The organism is Halomonas sp. A29 (assembly GCF_046723295.1).
Lineage (GTDB): Bacteria > Pseudomonadota > Gammaproteobacteria > Pseudomonadales > Halomonadaceae > Halomonas.
Genome location: NZ_JAXQPR010000001.1, coordinates 191,671 through 209,098, shown reverse-complemented (window position 1 = coordinate 209,098; position 17,428 = coordinate 191,671). Strand labels below are relative to the sequence as shown.

The 17,428-nt window shown below is 57.9% G+C and carries 2 protein-coding genes; both read left to right on the top strand.

The window, feature by feature from the left end; all coding sequences use genetic code 11:
• The first annotated feature begins 8 nt into the window (after window positions 1-8).
• Window positions 9-9,986, top strand: a complete 9,978-nt coding sequence (locus SPH52_RS00960) for a DUF4781 domain-containing protein (RefSeq protein ID WP_411793120.1) — start codon at window positions 9-11, stop codon at window positions 9,984-9,986.
• A gap of 104 nt (window positions 9,987-10,090) precedes the next feature.
• A complete protein-coding gene (locus SPH52_RS00955; RefSeq protein ID WP_411793119.1) occupies window positions 10,091-17,326 on the top strand; it encodes a hypothetical protein in 7,236 nt (2,411 codons plus the stop codon).
• The last annotated feature ends 102 nt before the right edge of the window (window positions 17,327-17,428 follow it).

Here is a 17,428-nt window from a genome sequence, read left to right as displayed (position 1 = left end):
GAACAACAATGGTGAGGCTGAATAGCGTATTGCGGCTGGCCAGCAGGATCTCGTCCGGCAACGATTCGATTTTCTCCCGTGCGCTGATGATGGCGGCTGCCAGGCCGAGGCCGCCCAGCACGCACCAGTTCACCCCGCAACAGTTCACCCCGCAACAGACCGTAACGGCGCCAATGACACCGCAATGGAACAGTGGGGGAACGCCGTTTCAACCGATCAATGCAAACCATACCCCCGCGGGCTATGGCGTCTATACGCCGGAATACGTGCAGCAGTTACCGCTCAACTCGGAACCGCCCCTTTACGGTCCCTTCGTACCAGAAAATACCAACACTCCGTTTTTCGACCCGCTGAGTCACGACCCGTGGCAGCGAGATGACCTTTTCCAGCCTGCCGATAGCTTGCCGACCGAGGATGAGATTGCCATTGATGGGAAGACAATAGAGCAGCTCGAAGCGGAGGGGTATGAGGTCGAGACTACAGAATTACCGAACAGTGACGTGGTAACGATCACGATGACCGATGGCGACGGCAATAGCGAGACGGTAGTTGTGGCCGAAGATGGCACCCAAACGACGCTGGATCCTGAGCAAGATACGAGCCGGGAAGGCATTGAGGAGATCGTTGATGGGGTCGCCGATGGCCAGAGTATCGAAGAGATTGCGGAAGAGCAGGGTCTAGTACCCCAACAGGTGGTTGCTCAACTCCAAGCGGCCGGTTTCGAGCTCGAGTCCGATGACACCGATACCACGAGAATCACCGAATCAGGAAGTGGCGACCTCCTCGTCAGTCATGAGATTGGCGCCGATGGTACACAGACGTCCCGTGTGATCGATACTGAGGGCCGGGTAACCGAGAGAACCGTAGATTCCGACGGCAAAACAACCACGACCGTCACGTACGAACAAAATGGCGTAACGGTGGAAGAAGTCACTATTGACGACGGCAAGACCACGACGATCATTATCGATGATGAAGGCAATCGCACAGAGCTGGAGCCTGAGCAGGATACGAGCCGCGAAGGAATTGATGAGATCGCCGAGGCGGTCTCCGAAGGCAAGAGCATCAATGCGATTGCCGAGGATCTGGGGCTTGAACCTGAGCAGATCATTGCCCAACTGGCCGCTTCCGGCTTCAAGGTCGAGTCCGAGACCGATGAGTTGGCTAATGGTGGGGAGCAATATACCACCAGGATCACTGATGCAGATGGCGAGGAGGTGATTGCAAGTTATAGCTCCGGGCTAGGCACTGGAAGCTCTTCGGTCTATCTCGACGTCGAGGGCAACGAGACTCGCCGGACGGGCTACCGGGATGGACGCAGCACCGAGACGCTCGTGGAGGCCAACGGCCGTAAGACCGTGACCAGCGAGAGTGCCGATGGCAAGACGACGACCCGAGTGACTCACAATGGCTATACCGTGACTACGCCGCCGGATGGGGACATCACGGTGCGCCGTGAGGAGGATGGCGCCAAAGTAGAAGTCGAGCGAGGTACGCCTCTCGAGGCGATGGTCGAGACATTGATGACCGCTGACCTCGACAGTACCGATGCTGATGAGGCCCGGGCGTCGGAGGTCGTGCTCGCTGCGGTGGAGCGCGCGCTGGCTGGCGAAACCTTTCAGGAGCTTTACGGAAGCGATGGCACCGATGGGACGGTAGCCGAGCAGCAGAAAGCCCTGGACGAGGCGATCAAAGAATATGGTCCTGGCGAGCAGCCGGACAGGAATGTCACCTACGAGAACCCCTACGGAAATCCACCGCTCGAACCGCCGCCCTCGGGAGGGGACTGGGTACCCATGGATGGCAAGTGGCTGGATCCGGAGGTGGCCAAGGCGACGGCAGCGCTGAATGCCTTGGAAGCGGAGCAGCTCAAAGCCTTTGCCGAATTCGAGCGTAGTCAGAAACAACTGAATGTTTTTGCGCTCGATCCGGCTTATGAAGAGGCGCTTCAGCGAGCCGGCAACATGTTCGATGAGGCCCTGGCTCCGCAGGGTCTGGTATGGGTTCGGCCCGAGTCAGAGGGAACCTTAGGAGATGCCCGAGCACAGTTGGATGGAGCGGAGACCCGGCAGGAAGCTGCCGGTAAAGCCGTGGAGGAATATCAGAAGGCCGAGCGTCTGCTGGGTGAGGCCATTTCTGCGCAAGGTGAAATGCCCGACTTGCCCAGTGGGGGTGTCTGCACCAGTGAAGACAGCCCTGCCGACTTGCAGATCATGGCCGATGAATACGAACAGGAGAGAAGCGTCTACGAGGCCGCACAGGCCAATGTCAATGTGCTTTTCTTGGAAGCCGGACTGCACAATGCCAAGGGCGGAAGCCATTTGGTGGATTATCAAGTTTCACAACTCGAGGACATGCTGGCGGAGGTCGATCCCGATAGCGATTCCTACAAGGAAATAGAGAAGGAACTCAAGGAGGCCAAGACCAGTCAGGAGGGAGCCGGCATTCAGGTGAGCACGGCTCAAGCCTATTACGACTTTCATGTGGCGCGGCGGGACAACCTCCAATTGACTGTTGAAGCCTACGAGATGAGGGAGCAGCTGCTTGAGGCTTTCAATGAGGACAAGGGGCTGCTGGAGGAAGGCAAGAAGTTCAACACCGTTGGCGGTAAATACCTAGGTGAGTTCACTGGACAGCAGGTCATTGAAGAACGAGAGGATGGTCTGTGGGTTGTCACTCATTTTGAGAAAGGTACTACGGAAGAGCGATTGGCTCCCGAAGAGATGAGTGAATGGTGGGAAAGAAATCGAGATCCTGAGCTCACCGAGTCATGGCTTGAGCTCAGCGAAAACCGGCAAGCGGCGCAGGGGCAGGAAAGCGAGGCGGGCACCGCCCTGCACCATGCTCTCGAGCAAGGCTACGACTTTGCCCTTGAGAGCCTCGACGAGCAGATTACCGACCTTGAAACTGAGCTCGAATTCCTCTTTGAGAAGCATGGTCAGGCAACTGAGGGGACGCCTGAGGAAATTTTTTCGGATGATGTGGAACTGGAGAAAATCAAGTTTGGTGGCCAGGTGCTATGGGTGACAGCGGATGTGGCGGCTGAATTCGAAGCGCAGGAACGAAACCTGGATGTCTTGAAATCCAGCGATCAACCAGTCGGAATCATGATCGATGGGAAGCAGCAATGGGTCCATGCGGAAATTGCGATTACACATGCTGCTTTAGAGATCGCAAGTGACGAGACACAGCGTAACATCCTGGAGACAGCAAGAGATGAAGTAAGCAACATGGCCGATCGCTACCAGTTGGCTACCGAGCAACCCATGCGTTTACTGGGCGAATCGGATGCCGATTACGCGGCGCGTGTGGAATACGATACCGTCATCGATAAGGGCGATGAAGCCTTGGATATTCTTTTCCAGTCGCGTTTCCAGGAATTTCATGCACAGGGCTTCGATACGACATTTCATGTCTTGTCTAAAGAGGGGTTGGATACGTTTCTCGAAGACAACCTTGGCTTGACCACGGAGCAAGAAGAGTACGGCGACGTATTGGACGCGATTCATGACATTGGGGGAGAGTGGCCGGCAGTTAGGGCAGTGCCGCTTCTTCATCTCGATCGTGAGGGCGGAAGATCAGAGATAGTGCTTCTCGCTGTGCGCGGTGATGACGGTGAAATTCGCTACGTCGATGGCACAGGCAAGCACTACGCCGACTTGGATGACTTCCAGGACCACAACCGGCTATTTGGCGAGGAGGGCAGGCTGGTAGTTCCCAAGGACTTGGAAATGTGTCCAGACGATGATGGCGTCATTCCTCTTGAAGTCGTTACCGCTCGCAATGTATCGGTACAGGAGAAGATCGTCGATCCGCTGGTCGGCATCGGGACCGGTGTTGCCACTGTGCTTTCCTTTACTCCAGCGGCCCCCGTGGCCGTACCTCTGGCATTACTGGGTAGCGGCTACCTGGGTTACCGGGCCTTCGAGCATCAGCGCAATCATATGCAGCGTGGCGGAAACTGGAACGACTTGGAGTCGGGCCTAAACTATCTTTCCATTGCCACGACCTTCCTGCCGGTCAAGGCCGGTGGGTTTCGCATGGTCGGGATGGCCAGAAATTCCAGTCTGAACATGACGAGAGGGGAGGTTTTTCTTGCCAGCATCGGTGCCGTCAAACCGAATTCGGCGTTGGCGGCCAATGCCAACACCTACATGCGTAGCACCGACGTCTGGAATCGATTGGCGCGGGGAGCGGACTGGGGGGCCATCACTACCGGTCTTCCGCTCATGGGAGTATCCGGCTACCAGTTAGCGGTCAATGGTGACCAGATGAACGGCCTGCAGAAGTTCGATGCTGTCTTGGGCCTTTCTACCGGCTTTGCAGGAACCGGGCTGGGTATTTATGGGCTCAGGACCACGCGCCCTTTACGGGAGCCCACGGTCACGCCTACACCCAAACCCGATGGGCCTCCTTCTCCCGATGGAGGGGGCAGTACGCCGTTACCTAGGCCTGACATGGATACTTCGGGAGTTACCGGTGGCACCTCCCAACGACCCTCTGCCGACGGTACCCAGAGCGGCAGGGATACCCCGGTTCCAGGTGAGACAGGCGAAGGTGCTTCTCCGCCAGCAAAAAGCGCCCATGACAATCCGATCCTTTCGGAACCTGCTGCAAGGGATGGGACCTCTCAGACAGTTGCAGCATCCATTGAGGGGCGGGCGGAGCAGGCAGCGTTGTCCGACACTCGAACCGAGGCAACTTCGCCACCGCCGCCGCGTCCTACGGCTTCGCATTCTGATGGTAGGCCACGGGGCAACATGGGGCCTTACGTCTTCAGGGCGGATGCTCGATCACCTGGACAAATCGAAGCTGCTGGAGGGTTCTTGCCTCCAGAGCCCACGGGAATCTGGGTGGACAACCCGCAGGGTATTCCCCTCAGTAGCTATGTGCTTGGTAATACGCGGGGGCGGTTCGTCGGCACCAGTGGTTCGGTCGAGGGCGTCAAGGCTTTCGTCTCGCAGGAATCCCGGGCAGCGAGCGATCAAGGGCACACGTTCGTATACATTCTCAACCCGAGTCGAGAGCGTGTGCATGTGGCCAGCGCGTTCGAAGCGATGGGGCGTCCCGTCAGTGATCATATGAGGCAAGTGAACGAGATGGCCGTCGACGGCAGCATCCCATGGAGTGAAGTGATGGGATGGCGTCAGGTGGATCCGAATGGCAACTTCGTTGGTGAGTTCGTGCGCAATCCGGCTTATCAGGAGGGAAATGCCACGACGCCATCCGGCCCCGAGCCGCGCCGCTATTTCAGTGAAGAGACAGGGGGGGTAATCGCAGACCGAGTTTACGGCTCTTATCCCAAATCCGAAGAGGCTATCTACGTCTCGGACGGAACGGTGGGAGCGCGAGGTGACTCTCCTACGTTGGCGGGCAAGACGCATATCTTGATTCGTGACCCGGAAACCGGTGAAAGGATTCTGATGCCCTGGGTTCGCGGGGCTGCAGAAGGCCATAAGCCAAGTCAGGAGAGCGGACAGACGCCGAAAGGGGGCGAGCTCATCGAAGCCAAGGCGCAAGCCGAGCGTGCCGCCGAGACGCAGCGGCGGCTGACCGAGGCCTCTACCTCAGCATCGACTTCCCAAGTAGCGCCGCAAGTTAGGTCAATGTCGCCAGAGGCTGAAGGCTTGGCCCGCGTCTATCGTCTCGAGAACCTCGAGGCACTGAACGAGGCCTCGAATCAGGGTGCGCTTCCCCCGGGGCATTACGTGCACCTGGTGCGGACTCCCGAGCTGAATACTTCCACGCTCACCCTGGAGCAGGGCACGGTGCCGCGTAGCGGCCGTGTGGATGACGCCGGCAGCTTTCGCTGGCCGCAGGGGCAGGCAGTCAATGCAGACAATCGCAATGGTCGGATTCATGCCGTGGTCAGCGAGCTGTCGGCCAGCCAGATCCGTGAGCGTTTCCGCAGCGGCGAGGGGCTGGCCTTCGCCGTTTACGCTGGTAAGGATACCTGGCTCGCTCCCGGACGAGGGGAAGTGGAGGCTCCGGCAACGTTTGAGGCGTCCAGTCCTCCCCAACAACCTGCTCGTGCCGCGGTGGTGAGTCAGGGCGGCAATGAGTCGGGAGCAGTGCGCCCTCCATGGCAGTCTGAAGGCTATGTCGAGCTGCCGTCGAATCTCGGACTCTCCGCCGATGGCGATGCGGGCATCGTACGCTTCCAGGACAGCCTGTTCAGCCCGTCGGTACGCGACCCGCGGCGGCTGGCTGCCAGTATTGAGGCCGCCAAGCTTAACGGCGAGACGAGCATGTCCCTGATCTCGCCGCAGGCGCGTCAGAGAATCATCGACAACCTGCACGGTGCTTGGCAGCACGCTCTCTTCGCGCCGGACCAGCCCATGCCGGCCATGTACCAGGCTGGTGACTATGCCTTCCTTAAGGCCTTGGCCGAATATGTCCAGGAGCATCGAGTCGTCATGCGGGAACCGCATCTTGGAGCCGACGGGCAACCATCGGCGGACGGTGCTTCGACGACCCATCGCCTTTATCACACGTCGGAGGAGTTGGCGGCTGGTGAGTTTTCCCGCTCAGCCGAGATCAAGCACTTCCTCGAGCACTTGATCAGTGGATCGCACATCGTGGCCCAGCGCGGAGGAGACGGCCGTAGCGACTTCTACGCTGCGCTTGAGCAATCGTCGGCGGCAAACTACCTGACCTCCGCCAAGGGCCACTCCCACTACACCCATCCACGGGCCTTGTTCCGGCGCTCGGGGCTGGTATCGGATTCCGGAGAGTCCCCCGCTTTGCTGAAAGCGCTGTTGATCGATCGAACCTCTCGGCGCTCCAGCTACTCGGATACTTTCCTGCAGCTAGAAGGATGGCCGGCCGAAGGGCTGACCGGCCTGGGCGGGCGTCATGGCCAGGATTTCAAGACTCACCGTGCAACTGGCTGGAACCTCTCTACCTACGGTGCCTCGCCTTTCAGCGAGAAGCGCGGGCTGACCATCTCACTGGAAACTCAGGCGCCCGAGGGCTTTCAGCCTGCTGTGCATGTTCATGAGCTCTCCGGCTTCTCACAGCGAAACCTGCAATACAGCGTGGCCGATGCTGGGGCTTCCCCGGCAACGGGAGTACCGCGGGATGATCGAACCCTGGCGGTGTTTGCTACACGGCTGGGTAAATTTGCTCGGGCGACGGTTGCCGTTCCCGCCGAGAGTTTCGGTGCTTCCAGTGAACATGCCATCAATGCGGAACAAGGCAGCCAGATCTGGTGGCGCAAGAAGACGCGCCGGCTGGCGCAGGACTTCCGCGCCTTGGCATCGGAACAGCCGGCGCTGGCTGCCAAGGTGGACCCGCAGCTTTGGGTACCACCCAATCACAAGCGGGCTCCGGCATTCATCCGCCAGATGGCGCGGGAGCACCCCTCCATTTTTGGCAGTGTCCATGTGGTAGCGGAAAAAGGCGTTACCACCACCATGCTGGGCAAGAAAGGCAAAGTGTCGAACCGGTTCAGCGAGGGGTTTCACTTCGACAATCCGGCACATGTTGCATTGCTCGGTGAGGTGATCACGGCAGGGCAGCAGTCGGGCTACCCCATATTCATCACAGCCAACTGGGGTCCTGTTCCGGTCGGCACAGACGGTCGCCCGCAGGCAGGGGTGGCAAGCTACGACAAGCAGTTCCAGGCGATCCAGCAGTTGGCGAGAGAATATGACAGCGCCGATGCTCCCATCGTCCTCAAGGACCTCGGCCTTGACACCTTTGTTCAGCCCGATCGACAGCAGGACGACGCGACGTTGACTGACAATGCTGGCCAGATTCGCCGCGAAACCCTGCCGCGTCATATCGCCAAGATGGAGGAGCTGGTGTCGGCCGCTCCCAACGTCAGGTTCACGGTGGGCGAGCAGGCAGCGATGTGGCTTTCTCGCGACCCGGCGCTGAGCCAGGCGTTGATCGCCTTCATGCAGCGCCATCCTGATGCGGTGATCTATGAAAGTAGTTCATTCGCCCCTGCCAATCCGCAGGTTTACCAACGCACGCTGACAACGCTGTCTCCCTTCATTGCCGATCTGGCACGAGCGGATGCTTCGTTCGCCTTCGACTTCGTGCGGGGGCACTACGAAACATTGATCGATGGCGCCCGCGCTCGTGCGATGGAGTCAAGCCAGCCGAATGTGGGGTTGGATTCAGCGAACCTCCTGACCGATCGAAGACAGGTCATGAACCAACGGGCGCGCGAGTCGTTCGACCAGTGGGTGGCATCGCTGCCTGCGGAGTCGCAGCGCACCGTACCGCATTCCGAGACGACGGTTCCTTTTCCCATCACCTCCGAATCCCTCGTGCCGACTCTGGCAGGAGGAAAAAAACAGGTGGACATGGGCACCCCCTGGGGCATGGTCGATAAAAGGACCAAGGTGAAAGCGTGGTTGAAGGCACTTGGGTTGAGTACCGTTGCTGTCACGCCTGCGGCGGTCTTGGGTGGTCATGCATGGCTGACCGGAAGCCCTTTACTTGTTCCGGGTAGCCCCGTTCCGGAAATTCTGCTGGCGGCCGGTGTTACAGCAACCAGTTGGCGTGCCAAGAAAGCCGTAGAGAAGACCTCGATTACCCGAGATGAGCGAGTGGCATGGGAGAACATCAGCGAAGATGCCAAGGTCGAGGGAAGCGATGCGCTGCTGGTAGAGCGTTTCAGAGCGGTGTCGAAAGACAGCAATATCGCCGATAGGGACATCGAGCAGGTGATCTGGCATGCCTACCAGGCCCATACCAATATCCAGGCCTTGAGACAGGATGCCTCGCTTTCGCCGCGGGATCGTCACAATGCCATCGTGGCTGAGGTTCGTCGCTATGAACTGGCTGCTACCGCTGCGCTGGGTGTCGAATTGCCTAGCCTTGGCACGACCGATACACGCACAGAGTTTGGTCGCAAGTTCGCGCGCAGTGATGCCATCACGAATTGGGTCAATATGGTCACGGCTCCGGCCTCCTTAATGACGGGAGCCGCCCCGACGCAGGCGGGTATGGGTTTTATTGCGCGCAACAACGGCTTCTTTCAAAACACCCTGCGCTTTATAAGTGGCAAAATCGGAACCAACTTTGCCGATCGCAACAGTGAAGTTCGTATCCCGTTGAGGCTGCTGGCTGCCATGCCAGCGCCACTCATTGGCAGCACTATATCCTTCACTAATTTTGTAACAGGTATTAATCAAATCCGTAATGGTGAAGTGCTGCTGGATTATGTGGGGGCGGCGCCACATGCGGCTGGAGTGGCCGCAGGAGCCGGGATTGCCTATTACGGATATCAAGTCGCCAAGAACGAGATGAGATCAGTGCTCCGTCTTGGGCGCCCGCCTTCGTCATTGAAGGAGAAACAGGCTATCGACCTGGCACGCTGGACCCTGGTTGCCGTGCCCGCCATGTTCGGCATCAGTCTTGCCAGCGACCAGATACTGGACTTCTTCGTCGAGGAGAGCCAGGCGGATCCGGGCGATACAGGACTGGATGATGGCATACAAAGCCGGCTCGATCCGCAAGATACAACGCCTCCCCCGGTGAGGCCCGAACCTCCGGGCGATTTACCCGAAGAAGAGGAAGCTGCTGCTGCTCTCGTACTTGTCGTCCTTCCCCAGGATGGCCTGCACCTGAGATCGGCGCCTACTGAGGAAGCCTCGGTTGTCATGACTCTACGGTATGGCACCTTTCTGGAGGCAAGGGGGGAGCGTGACATGGACGGCTCGGGAAACGATTGGCTGGCCGTGCGCGGCATCGACATGGCAGGGGACGAGCAGCAGGGCTGGGTAATGGCCCGCTATGTGGATGAGCACGGCACCGGCGCCATGGGAGACGACGGGGGGCGCCTCAACCCTGCGCTTGATGGCCATTACACCGCGATCATCGTGCAACCGAACCAGACAATGGGCGGTATCGCTGTCAGCCAAGGGCATGGCATCAAGGATGTCGTGGAATTCAATTTGGAGCACATCATCGATCCAAGCGTTATCTATCCGGGCGATCGCATCTATTTACCGGATAAAGATCGAGCCTAGACGGCAGGATAAGTTTGCCCGGCCAAGGGCATTGAGCGCTTTTTTGCAACCTCGCCCCACACTGACATGAACAGGCTCGGTGGTGCCACGGAAGGAGAACAAAAATGAGACTGAACAGTATTATGCGATTGGCCGCCAGGGTCTCGAGTGGAAGTGATTCGACCTTCTCCAAGACCCTGATCAGAGCAACTGCCAAGGCACGTCTGTCTAGCCAGCCACAGTTCACTCCGCAACAGCCCGTCTCTACTCCACAATGGAGCGGTGGTACGAGCTACCACCCGGTGAGAACTGCTCAAACCTCCATGGCGGGCTATGGTGTCTATTTGCCGGCCTACCTTCCGCCATTGGAAGTTGCCTCAGAATCGCCCCTTCATGTGCCCCTTGAGCCGGAAAATTTCGACACTCCAAACGTCGAACCACTGATCTTCGACCCCTCGACCCAGGATGTAATTTTTCAACCTGTTGATAACGTAGTCGCCGAAGACGAACCTGTCGTCGACGAGGATGCGATCGAGCAGGCTCAAAGCCTGGCTGATGAGATTGCCGAGGGTAGAGGGCTCGGCTTATTCGGAGATGACGAACTGAATCGAGAAGAGGTGATTGATCGACTCGAAGCGGGTGGCTATGAGGTCGAGTCGTCGGAATGGGGGCTCAATAATGACGATATCACTCGGACCACGATCACGGATCCTGACACGGGTGAGACAATCAGTGAATATTATGACCATGGCGATGACACTTATTGGATTGAAGTGGCGAGTGATGAGGGAAAAATACATTCCTCTATTGACTACGACATTCATGGAAGAGAAGTGGTTTCTCAAAGGCAGACGTCAGAGGGAATGACGATAAGAGAAGTGGTTGATGAAGCTGGTAATCGATTTTATGTGGTTATCTATGAAGATGGCACGGCAATAGAGTTGGATAAAAGTCAAACTCCAAGCAGGGAGGGGGTTGACGATATATCAAGGAGAGTTTCTGAAGGTGAACGTGTCGAAGACATTGCTGAGGAGTTAGGAGTTACGGAAGAACAGATACATGCTCAACTGAATGCTGCTGGGTTCATGTATGAGGAAGATGACAGGGAAACGGGGTCGGTACGTTTCGAACGTACCGTAAGAATCGTTAGTATTCAAACAGGCGAAGAGATCGCGAGATATCGTCTAGGAGCAGATGATGATGATGAAATTGCAAACTCCTCCTACTTCGAGAATTCCGATGGCAGCAAGTTTACTAGAACCGAGTATTTCGATGGTGTTGAGCATGAGATCGCTGAAGATACGACGGGTCGTAAGACCGAGATCAGGAGGAATGACGATGGCGAAACGACGACCCACGTAACCGACAACGGTTATACGCTGACGACCCCACCGGATGGCGATCTGACGCTGCACCGCCACAAAGATGACCAGGAGATCACGATCGAGCGGGGAACGAAAGAGCAGTCTATGGCCGAGGAACTGCTTGAGCTCGATCCCGATGGCTCCGACGAGGACAGGGTGTTGCAGGCCGTCATCGACGAGATGCTGGCGGAGCGGGACGACGAGGGCAACCTCAAGGATCTCAATGATCTCGAAGCCGACCTGGAGGATCAGGATCAGGCGGTGGAAGACGCGCTCGAGGAAATCCTCGGCGAAGATGGCGATGAGGGCGATGTCATCAAGCCTGGCGAAGAGGCGGAAGAAGGCGATCCCCTGGGCAAGCCGCCGAGTGACGAGGCCCCCTCGGGAGGCGATTGGGTCGCGATGCTCTACCAGGGCGAATGGAAGTGGGTGGATTCGGCCATTGCCGAGGTGCTCCAAGATCGGGAGTCGGCAAGGCTGGCGCTGAGACTGGCAGAGGCGGAAGCCACGCGCGATCTGTCGCAGTTGGCGGTCTATGGGCTCGATGACGAGTACGAGGATGCCATGGACGCTGCCATCGAGCGCATCAATGAGTTGTGGGCACCGCATGGGCTGCGCTGGGTGCCGCCGGATTTTGAACAGCTAGGGCTGAGCTTGGATGACGCCGAGGAGAGTCTGAGCAGCGCCAATACCTGGATAGACTACCTGGAAACGGAGAAAGAATTCCAAGATCTGCAAGAGGAAGCCGATGGGCTCAAGGGGGAAATCCTCGAAGCCTATCGTAATGATGAGGAGTACGCGGACTACTTCAAGGAGGAAGGGTTCGAGGAGACCACTGCATCGTCTACCCCTAGAAACTCCTCAGGGGAACAAGAGCATACCGGGGAGCTATTGCACCAGTCCGTGGTTGAGATAGATGGCCAGCTTTACCTGCGCAATATCTATGCAGATCGCGATAGTCCCCTGGATAAGCCACTGACCCTGAGTCCCGATAGCGACGACCTAAGCGGTCTGTCGGACGAACAACGGCGCCTCAACGAGGAGTGGCAGGAACTGAAGCTGGGCGAGGAGCCTGCGCGTCTGCAAGAGGAAGCTCTTGAGGCCTTCCGCTCAGCCAACCCGGAGTACTTCCGTCCCGAGGGCTATTCGGAGACGCGCCCTGGTGGACCGGGGGGAGACTATGAGTGGGAATCGGGCGAACTGACGGACTCGCGGGTCGTCGAGCGCGATGGTCAGCTCATTGTCATCAATACCTACGGCGAGGGCTTCGAGGAGACGACGAAGGAGCTACCGCTCACCTATGCACCGGGTGAAGAGATACCTGATGACTTCTCCCAAGCGCAGCGAGAGGCCAACGAGGCCTGGCAGGAGTTCACCGAGGGTAAGGACATCGATGAAGACCTGAGGGAGCGAATCTTAGATCAGGCGCGCCAGGAACACCCCGATCATTTCAAGCCCGAAGGCTTTACCGACACCACTCCGCAGCGGCTAGGGGACCCGATCGAAGAGCACTCAGGTGCACGACAGAGCCAAGAAATCGTCGAGCGCGATGGTCAATTATTCCTGGTTTCCACCTATGAGAATCTGGATGAGCCGCTGGAAGAACAGCTGACCTTTGACCCTGAAAGCGATACATCCAGGCGGACGCAGACCCAGCAGCAGATCGATGATGACTGGGCGAGCTATAAGGAGTATCGCTACAGCTCAGAAGATAGCCTGGCAGGAATAATGAAGGGCCGGCACGAGGCCGAAAGCGCCATCAATGAGTGGCTCGCCGAGCAGTACAGTGAAGCGGCGGAAGCGGCGGATGCCCCCATTTCGGAGCTGGAACAACGCTATCAGGACGAGCTCGAGGAGCACGGCGAAGGCACGGTCACGCCCGGTGGCGAAGAGGCGGAGCGCATCGAGATCGATGGCGTGATGCGCTGGGTGCACCCGGATGTTGCGGAAGCATATCGGAACAAGGAAGCCAGCCACGAAGTCCTTCAGGACGGTGAGGACATTACTGAACGGGCGGAGGATCTGTACGGTGAACAGCATCCGGATCACGTCGATCCCGATGGCTTCACCTTCAAGGATCCAGATGCAGTGGGACCTAGCGCCCAGTACATTTCGACGGGCGCTATAATGGGGGCGGACTCCGGCATCATCGTGGGCGACAATGGTCAGCTCTATCTGCGCAATGTTTATGAAGACGAGGATGAACCGCGCAACTTTCCACTGACTTACGCCCCGGGCACCGCCCCGGAGGGACGTTCCGAAGAACAATTGCGTCTTGACCGGGAGTGGGCCGACTGGTGGGAGGCTCATGGGGAAGATGGAGAAGAAGACCCTCTGGCCGCGGCACAACAGGCCTACGAGGAAGCCCAGGAGGCCTATGGCGACCAGGTCGAGCGTTATGGAACTGGCACGACACGGGAATTGACCGAGGCATTGCCTGACGGGGTAGATCCCGTGCTGGTGACGATCGATGAGCAGGTGCTCGACCCTGGCGGCCTGCAGATCATGGACCCCATGCCGGTGACGACCGTTGGCGAACAGCGTAGCGTCCATCCCGATGTGGCGATGGCCCTGCGCGCTCTGGAAGCCGCCAGATCACAACGTGAAAGCAGTGCAACCGCCGCCGAAGAGATGGCATTGGCCGCCGTGGAATCCGACTACCGTGCCAGTCGTCCATCGACCTGGAAGCTGCTCAATGACGGGGCCTCTGCGGAGCATGAGATGAGTGTCCAGGCCGCGTGGCAGATGGAAGAGGTATACCTCGAGGCGAACGGTGAGCACGGCAGCCTGACACAGGCGCGCACCGAACTGCTTGACAGTCAGGAGGCGCTGCTGACGACCGAAGAGGGCTTGGTTCGGGCAGGATTTGAGGCATCGGGCGAGGCCATGGAGCTGGCCATGGCCAGTGGAGTCGACTCGGTAGATCTGGCAAATGGCCTGCAGGCCGGTGAGTTGAGCGACGTGCGTGCACAGGTGGTGAATGATCGTGAAGAGTTGCAAGAGTCGGCGCAATGGAACAACCATCTAAGGCAGGATTACTCCCTCGATGATCGGCTCGACCCTGAAAATGGGCATATCATCGAAGATTATTATAAAGAAAACCCTGAGGTGGCAAGAACAGCGATCGAGGATCGCCTCGAAGCCTTGCCGGAGTCGATCAAGTTGGACGATGACGACGCGCGTGAGGTGCTCGATCAGGCACTGGGCAGCGATGACGAGGAACTCGTGGATGCTGTCGAGGATCAACTGCGCGAGATCGGAGGCGATAACGCCGAAGTTGGTATCATCCCTATCCTTTATCGGGATAGCCATGGGGTACGCGATACAGCGTTGTTTACCGTAGAGGATGGTGACGGCAAGACATGGCTGGTCGATGAGAGCGGCAGTAAGTATCGCAATTTCGAGGATTACCGACAGAACAATTATTTGTCCGATAAGGGCCATGTGTTCCTGCCGGAAAGCCCCAACCGACTGACCGATGCCAGTGGTGATCTCACCTATGAATGGCATCAGGCCCGCGAGAAGAGCTTCACCGAAGAGTGGCTGGACCCCATTATCGGCATCGGTACCGGTATCGCCACAGTCGCTTCTTTCATCCCTCCCTTGGCACCGATCGCAGCACCCATCGCTTTCGCAGGGGGCGCCTACTTCGGGGCGCGCAGCGTTTCCAATATTCATGAGATGCATGAGCATGGTCGACCTTTGGCCAGTACGGAAGGCGCCATGCAGGGAGCAATGCTGGCGACCTCATTCTTTCCCATGGGGGCGAGCGCCTTCCGCGTAGCCGGCCTCACTCGGGCAGGTACCTCAGCGGGAGTGGCCGTACGGACAAGCACTGGGGCCGTGAATACTTGGGGAAAAGCCTGGAGCCAGAACCCCATGTACCAGGAAGCAGCCTATCAACTGACTCAGCGCAGTTTTGCGTTCAATGCGGCACGCGGCCTCGATCGGGCCGCCATGGTGGTCGGTGTTCCACTGATGGGCTATTCTGGCGTCAATTTGGCGACTAACTGGCAGGATATGACGGGCTTGGAGAGAAGCGAAGCCTTGATAGGCCTTGGCAGTGGACTCTTCGGTGCCGGCATGGGCTATCAGGCGTTGCGAGCCACGCGTCCCAATCAGGGGGCGCCCGAAACATTGACCCAAGGCAAGCTGCCGGCCCGGCATGGAGAACCCCTGCCACCTCCCGGGATGTCTCGCCTCTACCGTCTTGGCGACCTGGAAGCCTTGAATCAGGCATCTCTCAACGGCTCCTTGCCTGCAGGGCACCACGTTCACTTCGTTCAGCCTGGCCGGTTGGATATCACCAATTTCGTCTTGCGCGAAGGAACGGTTCTACGTGGCGGACGCGTGGATGGCGATGGGCATATCCGCTGGCCGAAGAGTCGGCGTGAACAGCCGCTAATCTATACCTTGAGCGATGGCGGAAATGGTCGGCAGACCGTCCATATTAAGGACTCGGGGAGTGGTCGGGTACTGCGTAACAGAGATTTTGACGGCGAGGCTTACGTCATTGTCACTGACAAGTGGGCGAGTCAATTGCGTGGAACGCTCAAACCCACTAATCCGGACACGCTGCCCTTTACCCTTTATAACGGCGCAGAGGGTAACTGGAGTTCGGCAAAGAGCTATGAGAGCGCGATTCGCAAGCTGTTGCTTGGCGTAGCTGCTGTCGGTGGTGCTACCGTATTAGTGGGACCACCTGAGATATCCGTTCCTTTGAACGCCCTTGCGGCCGGTGTGCGGGGAGCGAGTCTGGCGTTGCGCTCTATTGCACCCAAGGCGACAGCAGTGGATACGGGGCTAGGACGTACCCTGCGCGGTATCGAATTTGTAACATTCGTCACCAGTAATGCCGGGACGTTGGGTAAGTACGGAGCCACTGAGGATGGGCAGATCGTGCTATCCACTGAGGGTGGGGAGGTCCTGAACCAGATAAAGGATGGCACTCTTAAGGAAGGCACCCTTGCTGGTTTGGATGCCGGTCGAGATGGCGCCTTCTTTGTCGGTAACTTTGCCTATGCTATCAAGACGCTACGGGAAGCCTCAACGGGCAAGGAGGCGGTGCCTTGGGCGGACGATGTTGCGTTGCCCTTGTTTGTGGCTGGTGGTGCCGAGGGCGTGGGGTCAAGCCTCGCAACAGATAGTAGTCCTCTGCGTACGACATACGAGCTTGTCACGAATAGCATGCTGGCCGTGGCAAGCATCCGCTTATGGTTGCGAGATTCCTCACTGGGGAAAAAGTTAGGTACCCGATGGGGGCCGGCTGTATCTGCCAAGTTCCGCCCCCTTGGTGATTTCATGACAATGAAATTGCAGAAACGGGACATTGCTACGATCGTGGGGTTTGGTGGCACATTGATACCCGCCGCCGCCTTGGGAATGAAGGAGCACTACTATGAGCAGAGTAATACGGAGGTTGAAGATATAGATCCTGAACTTCCCGGCTATGTACCATCTGACTTTTCTCCACCCGAAACACCACCATCTGGTGAGAATGCCGATAACGTACCGCCTAGGCTCGCTGATGAGCCGACGACATTCCAGCCAATGACCGAAGCAGTCCAGTTGGTCGTTCTCGATCGGCAAGGCACGGCCTTGCATACCGACCCCGCCGGCGTGTCGCCTGTCGTCACGTACTATCCGCATGGGACCTTCCTGGAGCAGACGGGGAGCCGTGTCACCGATGGCGATGGCAACGAATGGGTTCCCGTACGGTTGGGATCGGATGGGGAGCCGATTGGCTGGGCCATGGCGCAAGGCGTCACAGAGCATTCCAGTGGTGCCATGGGCGAAAGTGGACGCTTCAATCCCGATTATGAGGGACGTTATGCCGCAGTTACCGTGGAACCCCATCAGACGCTGGGGGGGATAGCAGTACGCAAGGGACATGATATCGAACAGGTTGTGGTGCTCAATCTGGAGCATATCATTGATCCTGGCGTCATCTATCCTGGGGATCGGATCTACCTGCCGGAGAGGCAGTCCAAAATTTGACACCCTTGCTTATGGTTGATAACGATCGGATTGAATATTTATTTGGATTCGTTATTTGTTCTTCAGCTGCAGTTATTGTGATTCGTTATAATTATCTATTTG

Excerpts from the sequence above, each read along its gene's own strand:
- SPH52_RS00960 (WP_411793120.1), top strand. The coding sequence starts at position 9 with ATGGTGAGGCTGAATAGCGTATTGCGGCTGGCCAGCAGGATCTCGTCC.
- SPH52_RS00955 (WP_411793119.1), top strand. The coding sequence starts at position 10,091 with ATGAGACTGAACAGTATTATGCGATTGGCCGCCAGGGTCTCGAGTGGA.